Consider the following 22,838-nt stretch of genomic DNA (forward strand, 5'->3'; position numbering starts at 1 on the left):
CAACGCCGGCACCCAGAGGGTGAGGCGCGGCGCGGGTGCTTGTCTTTTGGCGGGTTTGGCAGGCTTCATGGCGTGATTAACCGCATGGAAAGGTTTCGGCGTGGTTAATGCCGCGATGGAAACCGATGCGAATGATGCGTTCCTTCCGTTGCAGCAAAGCGCGCCCTATGCGGCGGCGGCGCGGCTGTCGGGCGCGCGGGTGATCGAGGTTGATCTGGCGATGGGGCGGGCGCTGGTGGTGCAACGCGGGCGGGTTCGGCTGATCTCGCGCGGTCCGGTCTGGGTGGCGGGGGCCGGTGAGGCGGACAAGCGCCGCGCCTTGCGCCGGTTCGCGCGATGGCCGGGGGTGACGGTCGTGACACCAGAGGCGGCGGTGGCGGGGGTGGGGCTGATCCCGCTGGTCACACCGATGCACCACGCGGTCTGGGATCTGGCGGGCGATCTGCGGGCGGGCCTCGGGGCGAAGTGGCGCAACCATCTGGTAGCGGGCGAACGCCGCGCGTTTGTGTTCGAACGGGACCGCAGCGGTGCACTGGCGCGGTTGATCGAGGCGGAGGCGGTGCAGCGCCGGGCGCGTGGCTATCAGGCGCTGCCAGCGGGGTTCAGCGCTGGGTTGCCGCAAGACTGCCTGCGCTTGTGGGAGTGGCGCTGGCAGGGGCAGGTCGCGGCGGCGATGTGCTTTGTGCGGCACGGTGCGACGGCCAGTTATCACATGGCATGGGCTGCCCTTTCGGCGCGTGGGCTGGCCGTGCATCAGGCGATGCTGTGGCAGGCGGCGCTGGCGTTGCGCGGCGAAGGGGTGCGGTGGCTTGACCTTGGGTCGGTGAACAGCGAGGACGCACCGGGGCTGGCGACGTTCAAGCTGGGCACCGGGGCGGGGCTGCGAAAGCTGGGCTCGACGCTGCTTGTGCTGCCGGGGTAGTTGCGAAAGTGCCCACTTCGGGGCAGGGTGTCCGCCGGGGGAGTGTGCACGATGACAGTTGTGACAGAGGCGATGGTCGCGGCCTATCAGCGCGACGGGGCGGTGCTGGTCAAGGGCCTGTGGGCCGACTGGGTGGAGCCGTTGCGCGCCGGGATTGCCCGCAACATGGCGAACCCGACGCACCAGATGGCAACGCTGAAGCCGGGCGAGCCGGGGTATTTCTTCGACGACTACTGCAACTGGACCAAGATCCCGGAGTTTGGCGAGGTGATCCGCCGCTCGGACGTGGCCGAGGTGGCGTCAAAACTGATGGGCTCGGATCATGTGCAGATGTTCCACGACCATGTGCTGGTCAAGGAACCCGGCACGGCGAAGCCGACGCCGTGGCACACCGACGGTCCGTATTACTTTGTCGAGGGTCGGCAGACGGTCAGCTTCTGGTCGCCACTGGACCCGGTCCGCGAGGCGACGCTGCGTTGCGTGGCGGGAAGCCACCTGTGGCCAAAGGACGTGCTGCCGACCCGCTGGCTGAGCGAGACCGATTTCTACCCCGAGGCGGGTGATTACATCCCCGTGCCGGACCCCGAAGCCGAGGGGATGCAGATTCTGGAGTGGGAGATGGAGCCGGGCGACGCTGTCGCATTCAACTTTCGCACGCTGCATGGCACGCGGGGCAATACCACCACGCAGCGGCGCCGGGCGTTTTCGTTGCGGCTGGTCGGCGGGGACGCGCGCTATGTGGAGCGGCCGGGGCCGACCTCGCCGCCCTTTCCGGGGCATGGGATGCAGGCTGGCCAGCGACTGCGCGAGGACTGGTTCCCGGTGCTGCGGCAATGAGCGAACCCGTCGCCCGGCACCGACCAAAGATGTATCCGCCGCCGGAATTTCCGCCGCGCCGGGCAAAGCTGTTCGCCCGAACGCCACCGGTGGTGTTTCCGGTGATCCTTGGCCTTTTGGGATTGGTGCTGGCCTTGCGCGCAGGGCTTGCTGCGGCGGCCCTGCCAGCCGGACCGGCCGACCTGCTTGCCGGAGTCGCGGTGGCGCTTTGGGTCTTTGCGGTTGTTGCCTACGGAACCAAACTGCTGCGCCGTCCCGCTGCGATCATGGAGGACCTGCGTGTTCTGCCCTCGCGCGGCGGGATTGCGGCGGCGACGATGGGGGGGATGGCGGTTGCGGCAATTGTCGCGCCCTTTGCGCCCGGCGTCGGGTGGATGGTGTTGCTGGCATCATTGGCGGCGCATGTCCTGCAGGCGGCTTTGCTGATGTGGCTTTTATGGCGTTTGCCCCCCGAAGCGCGGGTAATGAACCCGACGTTTCACATGACCCTTGTCGGGCCGATTGTCGGCGGAATCGCGGCGGCGAGTCTTGGCAGCCTGACGCTTGCAAGCCTGCTGTTCGTGGCGACCTTGCCGATTGCCGCGGTGATCTGGGCGATCAGCATCCTGCGGCTGCAGACGGACCAACCGCCCGCGCCGTTGCGACCGCTGCTGGCCATACATCTGGCCCCGGCGGCGGTACTGGCAAGCGTTGCGGGGCTGATCGGTCAGGACGGCTATGAACTGGCGCTGCTGGTCTTTGCGCTGATGATCGGAGCTGGGCTTTTGGTTCGGATGCGCTGGATCATGGCTGCGGGGATGTCGCCGCTGTGGGGCTCATTTACCTTTCCGCTGGCGGCGCTGACCGGGGCGATGCTGAACCGGGGTGGTGTGTGGGCCGTGCCGGGCCTTGCGATGCTGGCGCTGAGCCTTGCGACCATCCCCGCACTGGTCTGGCTGGTGCTGAAGGAATGGCCGGGCGGCAAGCTGGCGGCGCGGACCAACGCGGCGGAAGCCTGACGTCAGATCAGCCCGACCCAGGCGCGCGCAAGGGCGAGGCCGTGTGCATCGGCCGCCACCCCCTGACTGGCGGCAAGGTGCTGGTGCCGCGCGGGCCAGCCCGGCGACATGCGCTCGATCGCGTCGGGAAAGCTGCGGGTCCAGTCGGCCACCACGGCGCGGCTTGCCTCGAAATGGAACTGGGTGCCGTAGGTCGCGCGGCCTATGCGGAAGGCCTGATGGCGGGCACTGTCGCCGGCAGCCAGATGCACCGCACACTCGGGCAGGGTGAAGGTGTCGGAGTGCCATTGAAAGATCGGGAACCGGTCCGGCAGAACCGATAGAACCGGATCGGCGCGGCCCTGATCGGTCAGCCCAACGTCGACCCAGCCAAACTCGGGCGCGGTGCCAAGGTGGTTTTCCGCGCCAAAAGCCCGCGCAAGAAGCTGCGAGCCAAGGCAGATACCAAGCACGGGCTTGTCAGCCCCGGTATAGGCGGCCATCAGGCGGGCGAGGTCGGGCAGGTAGGGGTGCGTGTGGTCATCTGTCGCCGCCTGTTCGCCGCCGAAGACGACCAGCGCGTCGGCATCGATGTCTGTTGGCAGGGGTTGCCCGGACCACGGTTTCCACAGGTCGATCAGGGCGGCGCGTTCATGCAGCGCCACGCCGACCTGACCATGGTGCGTGATGTGAGTATTTTCGACGATGGCGACGCGCATTAAGGCCTCGATGGCTGACCTTGGCACAATCTGCACGGGCCGCGTGGGGGTGCAAGCGCAAGATGCGGGATTTGCCCTTGCCAAGCGCCGCATCGCGTGAAAAGGGGAACCGCCAAACGATGCCACCTCCGAAGGGATATTCCATGGAGATTCGTGAGGCTCTCACATTCGACGACGTGCTTCTGGTTCCGGCCGCTTCCAGCGTGTTGCCGTCGGATGCGGACACCTCGACCTTTGTCACGCGGTCGATCCGGATGAACATTCCGCTTCTGTCCAGCGCGATGGATACGGTGACCGAAGGTCGCATGGCGATTGCGATGGCGCAGGCGGGCGGGATCGGGGTGATCCACCGCAACCTCGACCTTGAGGCGCAGGCGCGCGAGGTGCGGCGGGTGAAGCGGTTCGAGTCCGGGGTGGTGTATCAGCCGATCACCCTGACGCCGGACCAGACGCTGGCCGATGCCAAGGTGCTGATGGAACGGTATTCGATCACCGGTTTTCCGGTGGTTGACGACCGGGGCCGGGTGCTTGGCATCGTGACCAACCGCGACATGCGCTTTGCCAATGATGACCGCACCCCGGTTCGCGCGATGATGAGTTCGGAAAACCTTGCCATCCTGCGCGAACCGGTGGACCGTGCCGAGGCGATCAGCCTGATGAAGGCGCGGCGGATCGAAAAGCTGCTGGTGACCGACGGGCAGGGCAAGCTGACTGGCCTGCTGACCCTGAAGGATACCGAGAAAAGCGTGTTGAACCCCCACGCCTGCAAGGACGAGCTCGGCCGGTTGCGGGTGGCGGCGGCGTCGACCGTGGGCGACGCGGGCTTTGAACGCAGCCAGGCCTTGATCGAGGCCGGGGTCGACATGGTGGTGATCGACACCGCACATGGCCACAGCGAAGGCGTGGCGCGGGCGGTGGAGCGGATCAAGGCGCTGTCGAACGCGGTGCAGGTGGTGGCCGGCAACGTCGCCACCGGCGAGGCGACGCGGGCACTGATCGGTGCGGGCGCGGATTCGGTGAAGGTGGGGATCGGGCCGGGCTCGATCTGCACGACGCGGATAGTGGCGGGCGTCGGTGTGCCACAGTTGACGGCGATCATGGATGCCGCGCGCGCGGCGGGCGACGTGCCGGTGATCGCGGACGGCGGGATCAAGTATTCCGGCGATTTCGCCAAGGCGATCGCGGCGGGCGCATCCTGCGCGATGGTTGGATCGGCTATTGCCGGCACCGACGAAAGCCCCGGCGAGGTGATCTTGTGGAACGGACGGTCCTACAAGGCTTACCGCGGGATGGGGTCGTTGGGCGCAATGGCGCGGGGGTCGGCGGACCGCTATTTCCAGAAGGACGCAGCCAGCGACAAGCTGGTGCCCGAGGGCATCGAGGGGCAGGTGCCGTACAAGGGCTCGGCTCAGGCGGTCATTCACCAGATGGTCGGCGGCCTGCGCGCGGCGATGGGATACACGGGCTGCGCGACGGTTGCCGAGATGCGGACGAAGTGCGAATTCGTGCGGATCACCGGGGCAGGGTTGAAGGAAAGCCATGTCCATGACGTGCAGATCACGCGGGAAAGCCCGAACTACCGCGTGATGTAATCTACATGTCAGTCAGACCCTTGCGCGTCGAAGATAAAGCATGACGCCCGGCGCGCGGGCGGCGGCGGCGATCGCCGTCCTTGACCGATATCTGGCGGGTGAACCGGTGGAGCGGGCCTTGACGAACTGGGGCCGCGCTAGCCGCTTTGCCGGATCGGGGGACCGGGCTGCGGTGCGCGATCTGGTGTTCGACGCGCTGCGTTGCAAGCGATCTTATGCGGCGCTTGGTGGTGCGATGACAGGGCGCGGGCTTATTCTTGGCGGCGTGCGGGCGTCGGGTGGCGACGGGGGCGATCTTTTCACGGGCGAGGGCCATGCGCCGGTCAAGGTGGGCCCGGACGAGATCGGCCGCCGGCCGGTGGGGGCCGAGGCGCTGGATGTGCCGGACTGGCTGTTGCCCGAGCTTGAGGCGAGCCTTGGCGATGCGACGGTTCCGGTTCTGCGTGCCATGCAGGTGCGTGCGCCAGTGTTTCTGCGGGTGAACCTGCGCAAGACGACCGTGGCGCAAGCGCTTGCAAGGCTGGCGGGCGAGGAGATCGCAGCCACGCCACACCCGCTTGCCAAGACCGCGCTGGAAGTTACCGGCAACGCACGCAAAATCCAGACCAGCGAAAGCTTTCGGACGGGGCTGGTGGAGTTGCAGGACGCAAGTTCGCAGGCGGTGGTCGAGGCGCTGCCGCTGCGCGACGGGATACGCGTCTTGGACCATTGCGCCGGGGGCGGGGGCAAGACACTGGCGATGGCGGCGCTGGCGCGGATAAAGGTCTGGGCGCATGACGCCAACCCGCGCCGGATGGCCGACCTGCCGGAACGAGCACGACGGGCAGGTGTGGCCGTGACACTGACTGAGGCGCCCGAGACGCTGGCGCCCTTTGACCTTGTGCTGGTCGATGCGCCTTGTTCCGGGTCGGGCAGCTGGCGGCGCGATCCGGAAGGCAAATGGGCGCTGACAGAGGCGCGGCTGGCAGAGGTTGTGGCGGTGCAGGCGGGCATCATGACCCGCGCCGCTACCATGGTCGGCCCCGGCGGGACATTGGCCTACGCCACCTGTTCGCTTCTGGAAAAAGAGAACGAGGCGCAGGTGAACGCCTTTGTGACGGCGCATCCGGGCTGGACCGTACAGTCGAAGCAGCGATTCCTTCCCACCAGTGGCGGCGATGGCTTCTTTGTCGCCCTGTTGACGCGAGCCTGAGCGGTATGACACAACCCGAACGGGAAGCGGCGCGTGTCCACAGCCCGTGTCGTGGAAATGCCGCTTCGTCATGCGCGGGTTAAGCATCAGTTAACCATTTTCGCGACCTATGACAGCAGGCCGAGTGTAAAGAGGAGCTTGCTGGTGTCGCGACCCGAAGCCGAAGTGCGTGCTGTTGTCGGAACCGCCGAATTCGTGTCGATCCGGGCGGGGATGCTTTTGGCGGCGGCGCTGGGTTTTCTTGGCTTTGCCGCGATATCACAGCAACCGACGGTGCGGCTTGCAGCACTCGGCTGCGGGCTGACGCTGGTGGCGCTGGTGCTCTTGGCGCGGGCGGTGGTGGCCTGGCTTGGCTGGGCCGACCGGCACGAAAGCGAGCGTTTGTTCCGGCTGGTGGCGCTGGATGCCGCAGCCTCGTTTGCCACAGACGAATCCGGCTGCCTGACGTTTCGCAACGCGGCGGCGGCAGCGCAGTTCGGCACGTCGGCTGACACGATGCTGTCCGTCTTGCAGGAGCGGATCACGTCGCCGGGGGCGGTGTTGCAACGCTTGCAGACCCGCGCAGTGGGTGTGGGCGCGGCACGCGAGGATCTGCCGGGGCCAGCCGGAATCATCCGGATTTCGGTGCATAGGATGTCGTCGGACCGCTTTTTGTGGCGCATCGACGAGGTTAAGGATCGCGGCCTTGGCAGCCGGGGAGCCGAAACGTTGAGCCTGCCGATGATGGTGGTCAACAAGGCCGGGCTGGTGCTTTTTGCCAACGAGGCGCTGCGCAAGCTTTTGGGCCGACGACCGAAGCAGATCGAGGATGTGCTGCCCCGCGGCGTTGGCCGCAGCGGCGAGGAAGTCACGCTGATCGGAGCAGACGGGCCGATCCGCGCGATGCTTGCGGAACTGGAGGCGCAAGGAGAACGACGGGAAATCTTCTTTTTGCCCACGCTGCCCGAAGCTGAAAAGGGCGCAGCGCTGGCGGATTTCGAACACGTTCCGGTGGCTTTGATGAGCTTTGATCCCGACGGCACCTTGCGCGCTGCCAACAAGGCCGCGCGCGACCTGATGTGGCAGGGTGACCTTGGCAGCGCCATGTTCCACGAACTGTTCGAAGGCTTGGGGCGGCCTGTGTCGGATTGGCTGGCCGATGTGGTGAGCGAGCGGTTGCCGGGCAGCGCCGAGGTATTGCGCGCCCGCAAGATGGGAGAGGACCGGTTCCTGCAAGTGACCCTGCGGCGTATCGTCGAGGCGGGAAGGCCGGGGGTGCTGGCGGTGCTGAATGACGCAACCGCGCTGAAGACGCTGGAAGCCCAGTTCGTGCAAAGCCAGAAGATGCAGGCCATCGGCCAGCTTGCCGGCGGGATCGCGCATGATTTCAACAACCTGCTGACCGCGATTTCGGGGCATTGCGACCTTTTGCTGCTGCGTCACGGGCGCGAGGATGCGGCGTTCGCGGATCTGGAGCAGATCCGCCAGAACTCCAACCGGGCGGCGGCACTGGTCGGGCAATTGCTGGCGTTTTCCCGCAAGCAGACGCTTAAGCCAGAGCAGCTTGATCTGGAGGAGGTGCTGTCCGACCTGACGCATCTTTTGAACCGGCTGGTCGGGGAACGCATCGCGCTGCGAGCAAGCAATTCCGGACCGCTTGGGCCGATCCGTGCCGACAAGCGGCAGTTGGAGCAAGTGCTTGTGAACCTGGTGGTGAACGCGCGCGATGCGATGCCGGAAGGCGGTGCGATCCGCATCGAGACCGAGCCTGTGACGTTGACCGAGGAAATGAAGCGGGACCGGGCGTCGGTTCCGGCGGGCGATTATGCGGTGATCCGGGTGATCGACCACGGCATCGGGATTCCAGCGGACCGGCTGCAGAAGATCTTCGAGCCGTTCTACACGACGAAGCGGGTGGGCGAGGGCACCGGGCTTGGCCTGTCGACGGCCTACGGCATCGTCAAGCAATCGGGCGGATTCATCTTTGTGGATTCGGTGCCGGGCGAAGGCACCACGTTCCAGCTTTATTTCCCGGTGCATGACGCGCCAGAGCCGGTGGTGATCGAGGAAAAGCCGCCGCGCCGGACGCTGGTGCGACAAGGCGAGGGTGTGGTGCTTTTGGTCGAGGACGAGGCGCCGGTCAGGGCGTTTGCCAGCCGCGCGCTGCGCCTGCGCGGCTATACCGTGCTGGAGGCCGACAGTGCCGAGCAGGCGCTGAAAACGCTGGAGGACCCGACGCTGGAGGTGGATGTCTTTGTCACCGACGTGGTGATGCCGGGCATGGATGGCCCGTCTTGGGTGCGGCTGGCGCTGCAGGACCGCCCAAACGTGCGGGTGATCTTCGTGTCGGGCTATGCCGAGGATTGCCTGTCGGAAGGTCAGGCGCGGATACCGAACTCGGTGTTCCTGCCGAAACCATTTTCGCTGAATGACCTGACGACGACGGTGCAGGGGCAGTTGGACTGACGGTTAAAGGCCGGCGCGGATCAGCCGGGCCACGTCCGGCGCGAAGTAGGTCAGGATGCCATCGCAGCCGGCGCGCTTGAAGCACATCAGGCTTTCCAGCATCGCCTTCTCGCCGTCGATCCAGCCGTTCAGGGCCGCGCCCCGGATCATCGCGTATTCGCCCGACACCTGGTAGGCGTAGGTCGGCGCGCTGAAGGCATCCTTCACCCGGCGGCAGATGTCGAGGTAGGGCATTCCGGGTTTCACCATGACCATGTCAGCGCCCTCGGCCAGGTCACGGGCCACCAGACGCAAGGCCTCGTCGCTGTTGGCGGGGTTCATCTGGTAGGTCTTCTTGTCGCCCTTAAGCGCCCCTGTTGCCCCCACGGCGTCGCGGAACGGGCCGTAGAACGCCGAGGCATACTTGGCCGCATAGCTGAGGATCGCCACGTCCTTGTGCCCGGCACCTTCCAGCGCCGCCCGCATCGCGCCGATCCGGCCATCCATCATGTCCGAGGGGCCAAGGATATCGGCCCCCGCCTCGGCTTGTGCGAGGGTCATCTTGACCAATGCCTCGACGGTTTCGTCGTTCAGGATGATGCCGTCCTGCACCAGACCGTCATGGCCGTGCAGGTTGTAAGGATCAAGCGCGACGTCCGTCATCACCGCGATGTCGGGCACCGCCGCCTTGATCGCGCGGATCGCCCGGTTGGCAAGGTTGTCTGGGTTCCACGCCTCGCGGCAATCGGCGGTCTTTAGCGCGGGATCGGTATAGGGAAAGAGGCAGATCGCCGGGATGCCGAGGCCCGCCGCCATTTCAGCCGCCTTCACCACCAGATCGACCGACAGCCGTTCCACGCCGGGCATCGAGGCAATCTGGTCGCGCGTGTTCACCCCGTCGCGCACGAACACCGGCCAGATCAGATCACCAAGCCCCAGCGCGTTTTCCTGCGCCAGCGCCCGCAGCGCCGGCGTCCGGCGCATCCGGCGCAGCCGGGTTGCGGGAAAGGGCGCGAATGTCGGGTGCATGGCAGCTTCCTTGAGCATGGTGCGTGCAGGCGGGGGCTTGCAGCTTTGGCTTCTGTCTGCCATCGAAAGAGCCGCGCCTCAAGAGAGGACGCGTGGTATCCCGTCTGACCGCGACGGGCGTGTCGAAAGGAAAGTCGATCTCGTGGACGTGCTTGATACGGTTTTCGAAGTCATCGACATGCGCTCGTTTTCGAACCTTTGGTACTGGATCGCCCTTGCGGTCCTGTGGTCGACGACCACCCATTGGGTGATGGGTGTGCCGTTTGACATGTTGCGCAAGGCCAGGCGCTATGGCGGCGAGGCGCAGACCGACGTCGAAGCTCTGGCGCGGATCTATTCCAGCCGACTGGTTTCGGCGTTGCAGCCCGGCGCAGTGTGGATCGTCATGCTGGTGTCGTTCTGGATGAGCATCCTTGGCGTTCTGGCCTTCGTCTACAACCTGGAATTCGCCCAAGCGGTATTCCTGTTGACCGCGCCTATGACACTGGTGATCTGGCTGAGCTTTCGCTGTGGCCAGCGCATCATCGGGGACGAGGGCGAAGGGCTGGCACTGCATCGGCGGCTGAGCATCCACCGCCGCTTATTGCAGGCCACGGGCATGGTTTCGATCTTCATCACGGCTATGTACGGGATGTGGCAGAACCTGAACATCTCCATCCTGAACTGAGGCGGTCCTGAGGGGTCGGCCTTGAAATGGCCGGTCCCGTCAAGATTGGCCGCATTGGCGCGTCGGAAGGTTGCAACGGAATGACAGCGGATCGGATCTTGCTCGGCGGGGCGCCGGAGGGATATGACGCCCGGCTTCTGGCGCGCGAACTGGGCCGTGGGAAGCCGGTGATCCATGTCGCACGCGATGACAAGCGGGCCGAGGCGATGCGCGCGGCGCTTGCCGTGATGGCGCCAGAAGCGGTGGTGCTGGAGTTTCCGGCGTGGGATTGCCTGCCCTACGACCGCGTGAGCCCGAACCCCGAGATTACCGCACGGCGGATGGCGACACTTGCCACCTTGGCCGATGGGCTTGGCGGGCCGTTCGTGCTGCTGACGACGCTGAACGCGGCCACCCAGCGGGTGCCGACACGGGCGGTGGTGCAGGCGTCTTCTTTCCGTGCGCGGGTGGGCGACCGGGTGGATGAGGCGCGGCTGAAGGGGTTTCTGGCGCGGATGGGGTTTTCGCCGGTGTCGACGGTGGCCGAACCGGGCGACTATGCCTTGCGCGGCGGGATCATCGACATTTTTCCGCCGGGTCCGGGCGGGCCGATCCGGCTGGATTTCTTCGGTGACGTGCTGGACGGCGCGCGGCGGTTCGATCCTGAAACCCAGCGCACCACGGAAAAGCTGACCTCGGTCGATTTCGCGCCGGTGTCGGAGGTGATCCTGGATGAGGCGGCGATCGCACGGTTCCGGCAGAACTACCGCATCGCCTTTGGCACGGCAGGGGTGGATGATCCGCTGTACGAGGCGGTGAGCGCGGGCCGCAAGCATCAGGGGATGGAGCATTGGCTGCCGTTCTTCCATGCCGGACTGGACACCCTCTTCGACTATCTGCCCGACGCCTCGGTCATGCTGGACGACCATATCACCGCCGCCCGTCTGGCGCGGTGGGAGGGGATCGACGACAGCCATGACGCCCGCGCCGAGGCGCTGACCGTGAAGGGGCGGATCGACACGGTCTACAAGCCGGTGGAACCGGGGCTGTTGTATCTGGACGATGCCGCGTGGGAAGCGGCGGTGGCGGGGCATCGGGTGATCCAGTTGTCACCCTTCGCGCAAAGCCCGGGGCCGGGGGTGCTGGATGCCGGGGGGCGGATCGGGCGCAGTTTCGCGCCAGAGAGACAGCAGGAAAAGGTGAACCTTTTCGAAGCGTTGGCAGACCATGTTCGCGCAGTTTCCAAGGCCGGGCAGGTTGTTGTCGCCAGTTGGTCCGATGGCGCGCGAGAGCGCCTGAAGGGACTGTTGCTGGATCAGGGCTTGCTGACCGAGGAGGCTGCGGATTTCCGCGCTGTGCCGGACGGCAAGGGCGGGCTTTTCCTGATGATCTGGCCATTGGAAAGCGGGTTCACCGCGCCGGGCCTTACGGTGATTTCCGAACAGGACGTGCTGGGCGACCGGATGGTCGGCAAGCCGCGGAAAAAGCGCAAGGCCGACAACTTCCTGCGCGAGGTCGATACGCTGTCACCCGGCGATCTGGTGGTGCATGTCGAACACGGCGTCGGTCGCTATCTGGGGTTGGAAACGATCACCGCCCTTGGCGCGCCGCATGCCTGCGTGGCGCTGGAATATGCCGACAACGCAAAGCTTTACCTGCCGGTCGAGAACATCGAACTCCTTAGCCGTTATGGCCATGATGAGGGGCTGCTGGACCGTCTGGGCGGCGGGGCGTGGCAGGCCAAGAAGGCCAAGCTGAAGGAACGGATCAAGGAGATTGCCGACCGCCTGATGCGGATCGCGGCGGAGCGGGCCTTGCGCCACGCGCCGATCCTTGAGGCGCCGCATTCGATCTGGGAGGCCTTCGCGGCGCGGTTCCCCTATCAGGAGACGGACGACCAGTTATCGGCGATTGCCGATGTGGTGGCCGACCTTGAAAAGGGCAGCCCGATGGACCGGTTGGTCGTGGGCGACGTTGGCTTTGGCAAGACCGAGGTCGCGATGCGGGCAGCCTTCGTCGCCGCCCTGTCCGGGATGCAGGTCGCGGTGATCTGCCCCACGACGCTGCTGGCGCGTCAGCACTACCGCAGCTTTGCCGAACGGTTTCGCGGATTTCCCATATCAGTCAAGCCTTTGTCGCGGTTTGTGAGTGCAAAGGACGCCAACGCCACCCGCGCGGCGATCAGCGACGGGACGGTGGATATCGTCGTCGGCACGCACGCCCTGTTGGCCAAGTCGATCAAGTTCAAGAACCTCGGCCTTCTAGTGATCGACGAGGAACAGCACTTTGGCGTGACCCACAAGGAACGGCTGAAGGAAATGCGGTCGGAGGTCCACGTCCTGACCCTGACCGCGACGCCGATCCCGCGCACCTTGCAGCTTTCGTTGACCGGCGTGCGCGACCTGTCGATCATCGCGACGCCGCCTGTCGACCGTTTGGCTATCCGCACCTATGTGGCCGAGTTCGATACGATCACGATCCGCGAGGCGCTCCTGCGCGAACGCTTCCGCGGCGGGCAGTCGTTCTATGTGGTGCCGCGGATTTCGGACCTGCACGAGATCGAGGATTTCCTGAAGACCCATGTACCGGAAGTGACCTACGTCGTCGCCCACGGCCAATTGGCGGCGGGTGATCTGGATGACCGGATGAACCAGTTCTACGACGGCAAATACGACGTGCTGGTGGCGACCAGCATCGTGGAATCCGGCCTTGATATCCCGACGGCCAACACGATGATCGTCCACCGGGCCGACATGTTCGGGTTGGCGCAGCTTTACCAGATCCGGGGCAGGGTGGGACGGTCAAAGACACGCGCCTATGCCTATCTCACCACCAAACCCCGCGCGCCGCTGACGCCGCAGGCAACCAAGCGGCTGCGGCTTCTGGGCAGCCTCGACAGCCTTGGGGCAGGGTTCAACCTCGCCAGCCACGACCTCGACCTGCGCGGCGCTGGCAACCTTCTCGGCGACGAGCAGTCGGGCCACATCAAGGAGGTCGGCTACGAGCTTTACCAGCAGATGCTGGAAGAGACGATTGCCAAGATCAAATCGGGCGAGTTGCAGGGGCTGACGACGGTCGACGATGGCTGGAGCCCGCAATTGAACCTTGGCGTGCCGGTGATGATCCCCGAGGATTACGTGATCGACCTCGACGTGAGGTTGGGGCTTTACCGGCGGCTGTCGTCGCTGGGCACCAAGGTGGAACTGGAGGGGTTTGCGGCCGAGTTGATCGACCGCTTCGGACCGCTGCCGAAGGAAGTGAACACGCTGATGCTGATCGTGCGGATCAAGGCGATGTGCAAGCGGGCGGGGATATCGAAACTGGATGCCGGTCCGAAGGGCGCGACGATCCAGTTTCACAACGACAAGTTCGCCAACCCCGCCGGCCTTGTGGATTTCCTGAAGGCGCAGGGTGGAGCGGCACGGGTCAATGGCAACAAGATCGTGCTGACCGGCGAGATGAAATCCGAAGCCGATCGGATCAAGGGCGCCTTCAACATCGCCCGCGATCTGGCCGAGGTGGTGAAGGCCGGCGCGAAGGCGGCGAAGGTCTAGGCCGGCTGGCTGGCGGCGCGGTCCGGCAGCGCCAGCTTCATCAGCGCAAGGGCGGCGCACAGCAGCACCGACACGCCGACAAGCAGCGGCAGCACGGTCCCGTTCAACGCAAGACCCACCGGGATCGCCAGTAGCACCGAACCAACCGTGGAAATCGCCCCCATCACCGAGGCCGCAAGGCCCGCGATATGGCCTACAGGCTCCATCGCCAGGGCGTTCAGGTTGCCCATCGTCAGGCCCATCATCGCAAAGAGGCCGATCGACCAGACCATGTGCAACGGGAACGCCAGCACCTCGGGCAAAAGCCCGCTGCCAACCGCGGCCAGGCTGACCAGCGTCAGCGTGACTTGCGCGGTGTAGGTGGCGACGATCACCCGTCGCATCCCTACCCGCATCACGATGCGCGAGTTCAGCAGGCTGCCCGACATCGAGGTCAGCGCAATCACCGCGAACCACAGCGGGAAGCTGTCGGCAAGATCGAAGCGTTGTTCGAAGATGCCCTGCATCGACGACAGCGTGGCGAAAAGTGCTGCTAGCGTCAGCGTCTGCACCATGATCGACACGACCACGGGGCGCAGGCGAAACAGCTCCTTCGTTGCGGCAAGAAGGCTCGCGAACGCCAGCGGACGGCGTGACGGAACGGGCAGGGTTTCGGGTTGGCGCAGGCCAAGCCAGACCATCGTAACGGCGGAAAATGCGATGTAGGCAAGGAAGATCGCGTGCCAGTCTGCGATGGCGATGATGCCTTGGCCCATCAGCGGTGCAATCGCGGGAACAACGGTGAAGATCATCATCACGAAAGACATTACCTTTGCCATCTCGCGCCCTTTGAAAAGGTCACGGACCATCGCAATTGACACGATGCGCGGCCCGGATGCGCCAATGCCCTGAATGACACGCGCGATGAGCAGCGTCTCAAGCGTCGGCGCAAAATAGCAGGCAAGGGCGGCAAGGGCGTAAAGCGCCGACGAGAACATGATCGTGCGTTTGCGCCCGAACGCATCCGACAGGGGGCCCGCGAACAGGGTGCCAAGGCCCATGCCGAACACAAAGCTCGTCACCACCAACTGTGCCGCGTTCGGCGCATCGGGCGACAGGGTCGCGGCGATATCGGGCAGGGCGGGCAGCATCGCGTCGATGGAAATCGCGATGGTGGCGAACAGCATCGCGATGATGGCGACGAATTCGGTCTGGGAAACGGGCTTTGACGGCAAGGGAACGGCTTTCAGGTGGAGGGACTGGCGGCAAGGTCGGCAATGACCTGCGCCCACATTTGCGGCGGTTGCGCGCCCGACACGACGTATTGCCGCGCGATGAGGAATGTCGGCACCGCCGTCACGCCCTTCTGGCGGGCGTCGGCGTCGCGGGCGGCGATATCGTCGGCGTCGGCGTCCGAATCCAGCAGCCGCAGCGTGGCGTCGCGGTCCATGCCGTTTTCACCCGCGATGGCGGCGAGGGTTTCGTGGTCGCCGATATCGCGACCGTCCACCCAATAGGCGCGCATCAGGGCGGCGGCGACGGCGGGCTGCACGCCCTCGATCCCGGCCCAGTGGATCAGGCGGTGGGCATCAAGCGTGTTGGGGATGCGCTGCGGCTTGTCTGGGTCCATCTCCACGCCAGCGGTGCGGGCAAATTCCCGCAGGCGTTCGTGAATGGCATCGACGCGGGCCTTGCCGCCGAACTTATCCTCCAGATAGGCGCGCTTCGGCATGCCTTCGGCGGGCATGTCCGGGTTCAACTGGAACGGATGCCACTGGATCGCGAAGGGATGGTCCGGGTGCTCTGCCAGCGCGCGGTCAAGGTTCGCCTTGCCGATATAGCACCAAGGGCAGACCGGATCGGAAAAGATATCAAGCGTGACCAAGGGTGCCTCCTTGCGTTGCGGAACGGTTGGGCTTCCTCCCATGCGGCCGGAATGTCAAGACTGGGGGCAAGACCCGTGGGCTTGATCTGGCGCATACCGGGTGTGCATCTGGCGCGTTATGTTTTCACACGGAAGTCTTGGGGAGAAGCGGATGAAGCTGGCCATTCTGACCGACATTCACGCCAACCGCGAGGCGTTCGAGGCGGTGCTGGCGGATGCGGCCCTGCGTGGCACCGAACGGATCATCATTCTGGGCGATCTGGTTGGTTACGGCCCGGACCCTGCGTGGTGCGTGGAGATGGCCGGACGGCTGGTGGCCGAAGGTGCGCTCTGCATTCGCGGCAACCACGACAACGCAGCCATCGGCGGGGCCGAGGCGATGGGAGGCCTGGCACGGCGGGCGATTGACTGGACGAAGCCGCGTCTGACCGAGGCCCACCGCGCCTTTCTGTCCGGGCTGGAAATGGTGGCGTCGTTTGACGATGTGCTGTGTGTCCACGCCTCGGTGAACGAGCCGGCGGCGTGGAATTACGTGACCTCGGACACCAAGGCGACCGGATCGTTCCGCTCCTGTCAGGCGCGGCTGATCTTTTGTGGACATGTGCATGTTCCTCTGCTGGCAAGTTGCGACATGGCCGGGATGGTTCGGGAACAGACGTTCCGTATGGCGACACCGATCCCGTTGATCCGGTCGCGGCGCTGGCTGGCTGTAGTGGGCGCGGTGGGCCAACCGCGCGACGGGGTGGCGCAGGCGGGCTATGCGTTGCTGGACCTTGCGGCCAACGAACTGGAGTTTCGCCGGGTGCCTTACGACATGGGTCCGACGGTGCAGAAAATCCGCGCGGCGGGCTTGCCGGAAGAGTTGGCCTTGCGATTGTTGAGGGGACGGTGACCATGCAAAGACGCCCGCATGAGGGGTTGCAGATCGACGGCTTCACGCTGGGGCAGAAGCTGCATCAGGGCGGGTTCGCCACGATTTGGGAGGTGACACATCCCGATCACGCCGGCCCGATGGTGATGAAGGTGCCGACGATCCTCGACGGCTACGACGCCCCGACCATCGTGGGTTTCGAGGTCGAGCAGATGATCATGCCGCGCCTGACCGGGCCGCATGTGCCGAAGGTGATCGCCGTCGGGGATTTCTCGGTAATGCCCTACATCGTCACTGAAAAGATCGAGGGCGGGTCGTTTCTGGCGGTGTCACGCCGCGCACCGTTGCCATTGTCGGATGTGATCGAGATTGCAGCGCGGATGGTGCAGGCGGTGGCCGACATCCACCGCCAGCACGTCATCCATCTGGACTTGAAGCCCGACAATTTTATGCAACGCACCACGGGCGAGATGGTGCTGATCGACTTTGGCCTGTCGCGCCACGACCTGCTGCCCGACCTGCTGGCCGAGGAATTCAAGATCCCGATGGGCACCTTTCCCTACATCGCGCCAGAGCAGTATCTGCGCTGCCGCGATGACCTGCGGTCGGATCTTTTTGCGCTGGGGGCGATGATCTACGAACTGGCGACAGGCCGTCAGCCATTTGGCGCGCCGGAGCGGTTGCGGGGCGTGCGCAAGCGGCTGTGGCGCGACCCGGTGCCGCCGCGCGCCCTGCGCCCCGAGGTGCCGGAGTGGTTGCAGGAAATCATCCTGCACGCGCTGGAGGTGGACCCGATGCGCCGCACCCAGACGGCGGCTCAGATGGCCTTCGATCTGGCGCATCCGGCACAGGTAAAGCTGACGAAGCGCGCGCTGAAGCTGAAGCGGGACGGATGCCTGCAGGTGTTCGACCGCTGGCGGGTGGCGCGCAAGATCCGGCGGTTCACTGCGCCCGTGTCGGTGTCGGCGCAACTGGCAGCGGTGCCGATCCTATGCGTTGCAGTCGACCTGTCACCCGAGGGCGAGCGGCTGGCCGAGGTCTTGCGCGGCGCGGTGAAGCGGATGCTGGTGATCGAGCCGGAGGCAAGGGTGGCCTGCGTCAACGTGATCAAGACCCAGCGCATCGGCATTGACCAGGGCACCGACGATGCCGGCAACAATGTGCATGTGACGCGGCTGGTGGCCTTGCGCGCCTGGGCCGACGGGTTCGATCTGCCCGACGATCGGCTGACCTTCACGGTGCTGGAAGGGCCCGATCCCGGGCAGGTGATCATCGACTATGCCACCGCAAACCACGTCAGCCACATCCTGATGGGCGCGCGCGGCCATTCGACGACGCGGCGCTATCTCGGATCGGTGTCGGCGCAGGTGGTGGCGGAGGCGTCCTGTTCTGTGACGGTGATCCGGGTGCCCGAGCCGCGTGAGGCGGCGGCCTGATTGGCAAAAGCGCCCCGGCTTTCACCGGGAGCGCTTCGGCAGGCTGTCAACCCATCAGATCAGAACGCGTCCTGCACCGTGCGCGCGCCGGCGCTGACGTCTTCACCGACGCCGGCAATGGTGTTGCAGGCAGCGAGGGTCGCCAGGGTCAGTGCCAGAACGATCAGTTTTTTCATGCTCTTGCCTTCGGTTCTTGTCATTCATGATACCACCAGGTGTCTGGTTGGAACCCGATCCAGTCGCCATAAAGCGGCAGCCGTTCGGGGTATTTCAACTCTTTCCGATGCGCCAGACGCGAGACGTTGGAGTACCAGAACGGTATGACATATCTACCGCTGGTCAGCACCCGGTCAAGCGCCTGCGTGGCGGCGGTGAATTCGGTGGCGTCGGGGGCGGACAGCATCGCCGAGATCATCGCTTCGGCTGCGGGAGAGTTCATGCCCATCCAGTTGCGGGTGCCCGGTTCGGTGACCCCGGCGGAACCCCAATACAGCATCTGCTCGTTGCCGGGCGATAGCGACAAGGACCGGATGTAGTGGGTCATGTCGAAATCGTAATTGGTGGTGCGTTCCTTGTACTGCGCGCTGTCGACAGTGTTGATCGTGGCGGTGATGCCCAAGGGCTTCAGCGCCTCGACAAAGATCGCGGCGATGGAGGCCACCTCGTCGGCCCCTTGGACAAGGGTGATCTGGAACGTGAAGGGCGTGCCTTCGGCGTTCTTCAGGACGCCGTCGTCGCCCACCGTCCAGCCGGCTTCCTCTAGCAGCGCCGTGGCTGCGCGCAGGTTCTTGCGGTTCATCTCGGTCCCGTCCGCGACGGGCAGGGTGTAGCCTTCAAGTGCACCGGGCAGGAGGTCGGCCTTGAACGGCGCCAGCAGTTCCGCCACACGACCCGTTGCCGGGACGCCGGGCTCCATGCCGAGGAACGAGTTGCCGAAGTACGAGGTGATGCGAGGCTGGGTGCCGCCGGTGATTGCCTGGTTGATGAATTCGAAGTTGAAGGCGTGGATCAGCGCCTCGCGCACGCGCCAGTCCTGGAAGATGGGCTTGCGGGTGTTGAACACGAAGCCCTCGATGCCCGAGGGGCGCTTGTGCGGGATTTCCGATTTCACCACGTCGCCTGCGGTGACAGCGGGGAAATCATAGTTCGTCAGCCACTTTGCGGCGTTGCCTTCGCGGTAGCTGGTGATCGTGCCGCCCTTGAACGCCTCGAACACCACGCCACCGTCGCCGAAATAGTCATAGCGGATCTCGTCAAAGTTCCACTGGCCACGATTGAACGGCAGGTCCTTGCCCCACCAGTCGGGGTTGCGCTTGTAGCTGATGTAGGCACCGGCATCGAAGCTGTCGACGACGTAGGGGCCCGAGCCGATTGGTGCTTCAAGGCTGGAGGCGGTGAAATCCTTGCCTTCCCACTGCGCCTTTTTCAGGATCGGACGCAGCCCGAGGATCAGCGGAAGCTCGCGGTCAACGGTGTTGAAGGTGAAACGCACGGTGCGGTCATCCACCGCCTCGGACGAGGCAATCTTTTTCCACGCGCCAAGGTAGCGGGGGTTGCCGTCGGTGCCGAGCTTTTCCATCGACCAAAGCACGTCGTCCACCGTGACCGGCGACCCGTCAGAGAATCGCGCGCCCTCACGCAGGGTAAATTCCACGTAACTGCGCGCGTCATCGGTGTTGATCGATTCGGCCAAAAGTCCATAGAGCGTGAAGGGTTCGTCGTAGGACCGGCCCATCAACGTCTCGACCGTAAGGCCAGAAATGCCGGTGGCGGACTGTCCGTTGGTGATGAACGGGTTCAGGCTGTCGAAGGTGCCGCTTTCGCCAAAGACGATGCGCCCCCCCTTTGGCGCGTCAGGGTTCACCTGAGGCAGCGACACAAAATCCGGGGGGAGAGCAGGCTCGCCATACATAGCTATGCCATGCTTCGGTTCGGCGGCGGCGATTCCGACGCCGAGCATCAGGGCGAGGGCAGCGGTCAGCCCGCGAAGTTTGAAGGCGGTCGCATGGTTCATTGCGCGGTGATCCCCGTCTGGCTTTTGCATTTTGTGCAAGCCTAAGCCGGACCTTGTTGCTTTTCAAACTTTTAGCTTGGCCATCGGCGGAGAGGAGACTATAAAGAGGGCACTGCTCGATAGGTTTCTTGCCTGTATGAAACCTGCCTCAATAACTGAACGCCGGCCTTGTGCCGGCGTTTTTTTCATTTCACGGCAGAGTGTTGGCCTAAGCACCCCGTGCCGCTTTTATTTGCACCTGCAGCATGGCACTCTGCTGCCAACGCAGCATGAGGTGCAAAATGGAACTTACGGGCAAGCGGGCAGTGGTCACCGGGTCGAACTCTGGCATCGGGCTTGGCGTGGCCGAGGCGCTGGCGGCGGCAGGGGCCGAGGTGGTCTTGAACAGTTTCACCGACCGCGCCGAAGATCACGATCTGGCCGCAACACTGGCGGCCAAGCATGGGGTGAAGGTCAGCTACATCGCCGCCGACATGTCGAAGGGCGCGGACTGTCGCGCGCTGATCGAAAAGGCGGGCGGCTGCGATATCCTGGTGAACAACGCTGGCATCCAGTTCGTGTCGCCGATCGAAACCTTTCCGGTGGAAAAGTGGGACCAGATCCTTGCGATCAACCTGACCTCGGCGTTCCACACCACGGCGGCGGCACTGCCGGGGATGCGGGCCAAGGGGTGGGGCCGTGTGGTCAACATCGCCTCGGCGCATGGGCTGACGGCAAGCCCGTTCAAATCGGCCTACATCGCGGCCAAGCACGGTGTTGTGGGCCTGTCGAAAACAGTGGCGCTGGAAACTGCGGGGCAGGGTATCACCTGCAACGCGATCTGCCCCGGCTATGTGCTGACACCCTTGGTGGAGGCGCAGATCCCCGACCAGATGAAGGCGCACAACATGGACCGTGAAACCGTGATCCGCGAAGTCATGCTGGACCGTCAGCCAAGCCGCCAGTTCGCCACGGTCGAACAGATCGGCGGCACCACGGTCTATTTGTGTTCGCCCGCAGCCGATCAGGTGACGGGGACCACGATTTCCGTCGATGGCGGATGGACAGCGCTGTGACGCGGGCCGCAGGCCGGAAGATCAATCTGGCCTTGCAGGGCGGCGGCGCGCATGGCGCCTTCACCTGGGGTGTGCTGGACCGGCTGCTGGAGGAGGACGATCTGGAGATTGCAGGCATCTCCGGCACCTCGGCCGGGGCGCTGAACGGGGCTGCGCTGAAGGCGGGAATGCTGGTCGGCGGGCGGCTTGGCGCGAAAAAGGCGCTGGACCATCTGTGGGACGAGGTTGCCGCGATTGGAGACTGGCGCATGGTGCCTTGGGTGCAGGCGTGGCTGCCTATGGCGCGGGCCTGGCAGGACGCGGCGGCAGCAATGATGCCAATTTCATCGGAGGCCGTGCTGGCGCAGCTCTATTCGCCCTATGCGTGGGGACCGACGTGGCAAAACCCGCTGGGCCCGATGGTCGAGACCTTCGATTTCAGCAGGGTTTGCGCCAGCGAGGGGCCGGCGTTGTTCGTCAGCGCCACCAATGTACGGACCGGCAAGATCAAGGTCTTCACCGGGCAGGAGATCACCCCGGCGGTGCTGATGGCATCGGCCTGTATCCCGACGGTGTTCCAGGCGGTAGAGATCGGCGGCGAGGCCTATTGGGATGGCGGCTATGCCGGCAACCCGGCGCTTTTTCCGCTGTATGAGGCGAATTTGCCGGATGACATCGTTGTGGTGTCGATCAACCCGATCCGGCGCGACACTGTGCCCGATAGCCCGGTGGAGATTCAGAACCGGATCAACGAGATCAGCTTCAATGCCAGCCTTCTGGGCGAGTTGCGGGCGATCAACTTCGTGCGGCGGCTGATCGCGGAAGGCCGGATGGAACGGGGCCGGATGAAGGACGTGCGGGTGCACATGATTGCCGATGATGCGTTGATGAACGAGCTTTCGGCGGCCACCAAGCTGTCCGCCTCGCCCCGGGTGCTTGAACGGCTGAAGGCGGCGGGCCGCATCGCGGCAGAGGTGTTCCTGAAGGGCGACGGCGCCAAGATCGGTCAGGAACCCAGCGTCGATCTGGTGCGGATGGTCAGCTGAGCGGCTCTTTCGGAATCGGATAGACCAGACCACCCGACACGATCAGCTTGGCCGCGTCGTCGATCTTCATGTCGAGGATGGTCAGGTCTTTCGTCGGCACGAAAAGCAGCATCCCAGAGGTGAAGGGCGTCAGGCCCACGAAAACCGCCGACATGTCGGGGCCAAGGGCGGCAAGACGGGTGGCCAGTTCCCCCTTGGGACGGGTCGACAGGAACCCCAGCGCATAGGAGCCGGCGCGTGGAAATTCCAGGAGGCAGACCTTGTCGAAGCTTTGTTCCTTCTTGTTGAAGAAGGTTTCGGCCACCTGCTTGATCCCGCCATAGACCGAACGGACGATCGGCATCCGGTCGACCATATCCTCGCCCCAGCGAATGACGGAACGGCCGAACAGGCCCTTGGCCATCCAGCCGATGATGACGGTGAAGACCAGGAACACCAGCACACCGACGCCGCGCACCGGGAAATTCGCCTCGGGTCCGAAGATATCGTGCATCAGCGCCTCGGGCTGGTAGGCCGAGGGGATCAGGGGCAATATCCAGCCGTCGATCCAGCCGATCAGCGTCCAGACGAAATAGATCGTCAGGCCGATCGGAAGCACCACGACCAGCCCGGTCAGGAAGCTGGCGCGCAGCGAGGCGAGGATGCCACGACGTCGAAGGTTGTTCGGTTCGGTCATCAGGG

The 22,838-nt window shown here is 64.9% G+C and carries 19 protein-coding genes; 12 read left to right on the forward strand and 7 right to left on the reverse strand.

Features of this window, described 5'->3' with window-relative positions; translation table 11 throughout:
• Positions 1-100 precede the first annotated feature (100 nt).
• Genes ACROUL_RS11705 through ACROUL_RS11715 form a run of 3 tightly spaced genes read left to right on the forward strand, consistent with a single transcriptional unit; the run spans position 101 to position 2,757 of the window.
• Positions 101-922 carry a GNAT family N-acetyltransferase gene (locus ACROUL_RS11705; protein ID WP_431299649.1) on the forward strand — a complete coding sequence of 274 codons (822 nt, stop codon included), beginning with the start codon at positions 101-103 and terminating at the stop codon, positions 920-922.
• Positions 923-973: 51 nt separating this feature from the next.
• Positions 974-1,759: a phytanoyl-CoA dioxygenase family protein gene (locus tag ACROUL_RS11710; protein ID WP_431299650.1), complete on the forward strand. Its 786-nt coding sequence runs from the start codon at positions 974-976 to the stop codon at positions 1,757-1,759.
• Entirely contained in the window at positions 1,756-2,757 is a 1,002-nt protein-coding gene (locus ACROUL_RS11715; protein ID WP_431299651.1) for a tellurium resistance protein, read from the forward strand. The genes ACROUL_RS11710 and ACROUL_RS11715 overlap by 4 nt, the downstream gene beginning before the upstream one ends.
• Before the next feature lie 2 nt (positions 2,758-2,759).
• On the opposite strand, the gene ACROUL_RS11720 is transcribed toward ACROUL_RS11715, so the two are convergent.
• Entirely contained in the window at positions 2,760-3,455 is a 696-nt protein-coding gene (locus ACROUL_RS11720; protein ID WP_431299652.1) for a type 1 glutamine amidotransferase, read from the reverse strand.
• A 143-nt stretch (positions 3,456-3,598) separates the two neighbouring features.
• On the opposite strand from ACROUL_RS11720, the gene guaB reads away from it, so the two are divergent.
• From guaB to ACROUL_RS11735, 3 genes are all read left to right on the forward strand, one after another.
• The gene (gene guaB, locus ACROUL_RS11725) at positions 3,599-5,047 is read left to right on the forward strand and encodes an IMP dehydrogenase (protein WP_431299653.1); all 1,449 of its coding nucleotides are present in this window, start codon (positions 3,599-3,601) and stop codon (positions 5,045-5,047) included.
• Positions 5,048-5,087: 40 nt separating this feature from the next.
• A complete protein-coding gene (locus tag ACROUL_RS11730; RefSeq protein ID WP_431299654.1) occupies positions 5,088-6,239 on the forward strand; it encodes an RsmB/NOP family class I SAM-dependent RNA methyltransferase in 1,152 nt (383 codons plus the stop codon).
• Between the two features lie 213 nt (positions 6,240-6,452).
• Positions 6,453-8,684 carry an ATP-binding protein gene (locus ACROUL_RS11735; protein ID WP_431301300.1) on the forward strand — a complete coding sequence of 744 codons (2,232 nt, stop codon included), beginning with the start codon at positions 6,453-6,455 and terminating at the stop codon, positions 8,682-8,684.
• 3 nt (positions 8,685-8,687) lie between these two features.
• On the opposite strand, the gene hemB is transcribed toward ACROUL_RS11735, so the two are convergent.
• Positions 8,688-9,692 (reverse strand): porphobilinogen synthase, encoded by a 1,005-nt coding sequence (gene hemB, locus ACROUL_RS11740; RefSeq protein ID WP_431299655.1) that lies wholly within the window; start codon positions 9,690-9,692, stop codon positions 8,688-8,690.
• 142 nt (positions 9,693-9,834) lie between these two features.
• Here hemB and ACROUL_RS11745 point away from each other — a divergent pair, with 142 nt between their 5' ends.
• Positions 9,835-10,359 (forward strand): component of SufBCD complex, encoded by a 525-nt coding sequence (locus tag ACROUL_RS11745; protein ID WP_431299656.1) that lies wholly within the window; start codon positions 9,835-9,837, stop codon positions 10,357-10,359.
• An 80-nt stretch (positions 10,360-10,439) separates the two neighbouring features.
• The gene (gene mfd, locus ACROUL_RS11750) at positions 10,440-13,892 is read left to right on the forward strand and encodes a transcription-repair coupling factor (protein WP_431299657.1); all 3,453 of its coding nucleotides are present in this window, start codon (positions 10,440-10,442) and stop codon (positions 13,890-13,892) included.
• Here mfd and ACROUL_RS11755 read toward each other — a convergent pair.
• The gene (locus ACROUL_RS11755) at positions 13,889-15,058 is read right to left on the reverse strand and encodes an MFS transporter (RefSeq protein ID WP_431301301.1); all 1,170 of its coding nucleotides are present in this window, start codon (positions 15,056-15,058) and stop codon (positions 13,889-13,891) included. The genes mfd and ACROUL_RS11755 overlap by 4 nt on opposite strands.
• Before the next feature lie 59 nt (positions 15,059-15,117).
• Positions 15,118-15,756, reverse strand: a complete 639-nt coding sequence (locus ACROUL_RS11760; RefSeq protein WP_431299658.1) for a DsbA family oxidoreductase — start codon at positions 15,754-15,756, stop codon at positions 15,118-15,120.
• Between the two features lie 151 nt (positions 15,757-15,907).
• Between ACROUL_RS11760 and ACROUL_RS11765 the strand changes: the two genes are divergently transcribed.
• Positions 15,908-16,648, forward strand: coding sequence for a metallophosphoesterase family protein (locus ACROUL_RS11765; RefSeq protein WP_431299659.1), 741 nt, complete (start codon positions 15,908-15,910; stop codon positions 16,646-16,648).
• 2 nt (positions 16,649-16,650) lie between these two features.
• Positions 16,651-18,063 (forward strand): serine/threonine protein kinase, encoded by a 1,413-nt coding sequence (locus ACROUL_RS11770; protein ID WP_431299660.1) that lies wholly within the window; start codon positions 16,651-16,653, stop codon positions 18,061-18,063.
• A gap of 59 nt (positions 18,064-18,122) precedes the next feature.
• Here the strand turns inward: ACROUL_RS11770 and ACROUL_RS11775 are convergent, their stop codons facing one another.
• Both ACROUL_RS11775 and ACROUL_RS11780 read right to left on the reverse strand, forming a co-directional pair.
• Positions 18,123-18,239: a lipoprotein gene (locus tag ACROUL_RS11775; protein WP_431299661.1), complete on the reverse strand. Its 117-nt coding sequence runs from the start codon at positions 18,237-18,239 to the stop codon at positions 18,123-18,125.
• A gap of 20 nt (positions 18,240-18,259) precedes the next feature.
• On the reverse strand, positions 18,260-20,077 hold the full coding sequence (locus ACROUL_RS11780; RefSeq protein WP_431299662.1) for an extracellular solute-binding protein: 1,818 nt from the start codon (positions 20,075-20,077) through the stop codon (positions 18,260-18,262).
• Positions 20,078-20,358: 281 nt separating this feature from the next.
• On the opposite strand from ACROUL_RS11780, the gene ACROUL_RS11785 reads away from it, so the two are divergent.
• Entirely contained in the window at positions 20,359-21,132 is a 774-nt protein-coding gene (locus ACROUL_RS11785; RefSeq protein WP_431299663.1) for a 3-hydroxybutyrate dehydrogenase, read from the forward strand.
• A complete protein-coding gene (locus tag ACROUL_RS11790; RefSeq protein ID WP_431299664.1) occupies positions 21,117-22,157 on the forward strand; it encodes a patatin-like phospholipase family protein in 1,041 nt (346 codons plus the stop codon). The genes ACROUL_RS11785 and ACROUL_RS11790 overlap by 16 nt, the downstream gene beginning before the upstream one ends.
• On the opposite strand, the gene ACROUL_RS11795 is transcribed toward ACROUL_RS11790, so the two are convergent.
• Positions 22,150-22,833 (reverse strand): DUF502 domain-containing protein, encoded by a 684-nt coding sequence (locus ACROUL_RS11795; RefSeq protein ID WP_431299665.1) that lies wholly within the window; start codon positions 22,831-22,833, stop codon positions 22,150-22,152. The two genes, ACROUL_RS11790 and ACROUL_RS11795, sit on opposite strands and share 8 nt — an antisense overlap.
• Positions 22,834-22,838: the final 5 nt, after the last annotated feature.

Origin of the sequence: Tabrizicola sp. BL-A-41-H6 (assembly GCF_050632395.1) — a bacterium.
Taxonomy (GTDB): domain Bacteria; phylum Pseudomonadota; class Alphaproteobacteria; order Rhodobacterales; family Rhodobacteraceae; genus JAUYQR01.

What these genes read in the sequence shown, in the direction of transcription:
- ACROUL_RS11710 (WP_431299650.1), top strand. Translation starts at nt 974, where the DNA reads ATGACAGTTGTGACAGAGGCGATGGTCGCGGCCTATCAGCGCGACGGG.
- ACROUL_RS11715 (WP_431299651.1), top strand. Translation starts at nt 1,756, where the DNA reads ATGAGCGAACCCGTCGCCCGGCACCGACCAAAGATGTATCCGCCGCCG.
- ACROUL_RS11720 (WP_431299652.1), bottom strand. Translation starts at nt 3,455, where the DNA reads ATGCGCGTCGCCATCGTCGAAAATACTCACATCACGCACCATGGTCAG.
- guaB (WP_431299653.1), top strand. Translation starts at nt 3,599, where the DNA reads ATGGAGATTCGTGAGGCTCTCACATTCGACGACGTGCTTCTGGTTCCG.
- ACROUL_RS11730 (WP_431299654.1), top strand. Translation starts at nt 5,088, where the DNA reads ATGACGCCCGGCGCGCGGGCGGCGGCGGCGATCGCCGTCCTTGACCGA.
- ACROUL_RS11735 (WP_431301300.1), top strand. Translation starts at nt 6,453, where the DNA reads ATGCTTTTGGCGGCGGCGCTGGGTTTTCTTGGCTTTGCCGCGATATCA.
- hemB (WP_431299655.1), bottom strand. Translation starts at nt 9,692, where the DNA reads ATGCACCCGACATTCGCGCCCTTTCCCGCAACCCGGCTGCGCCGGATG.
- mfd (WP_431299657.1), top strand. Translation starts at nt 10,440, where the DNA reads ATGACAGCGGATCGGATCTTGCTCGGCGGGGCGCCGGAGGGATATGAC.
- ACROUL_RS11755 (WP_431301301.1), bottom strand. Translation starts at nt 15,058, where the DNA reads ATGCTGTTCGCCACCATCGCGATTTCCATCGACGCGATGCTGCCCGCC.
- ACROUL_RS11765 (WP_431299659.1), top strand. Translation starts at nt 15,908, where the DNA reads ATGAAGCTGGCCATTCTGACCGACATTCACGCCAACCGCGAGGCGTTC.
- ACROUL_RS11770 (WP_431299660.1), top strand. Translation starts at nt 16,651, where the DNA reads ATGCAAAGACGCCCGCATGAGGGGTTGCAGATCGACGGCTTCACGCTG.
- ACROUL_RS11775 (WP_431299661.1), bottom strand. Translation starts at nt 18,239, where the DNA reads ATGAAAAAACTGATCGTTCTGGCACTGACCCTGGCGACCCTCGCTGCC.
- ACROUL_RS11780 (WP_431299662.1), bottom strand. Translation starts at nt 20,077, where the DNA reads ATGAACCATGCGACCGCCTTCAAACTTCGCGGGCTGACCGCTGCCCTC.
- ACROUL_RS11785 (WP_431299663.1), top strand. Translation starts at nt 20,359, where the DNA reads ATGGAACTTACGGGCAAGCGGGCAGTGGTCACCGGGTCGAACTCTGGC.
- ACROUL_RS11790 (WP_431299664.1), top strand. Translation starts at nt 21,117, where the DNA reads ATGGACAGCGCTGTGACGCGGGCCGCAGGCCGGAAGATCAATCTGGCC.
- ACROUL_RS11795 (WP_431299665.1), bottom strand. Translation starts at nt 22,833, where the DNA reads ATGACCGAACCGAACAACCTTCGACGTCGTGGCATCCTCGCCTCGCTG.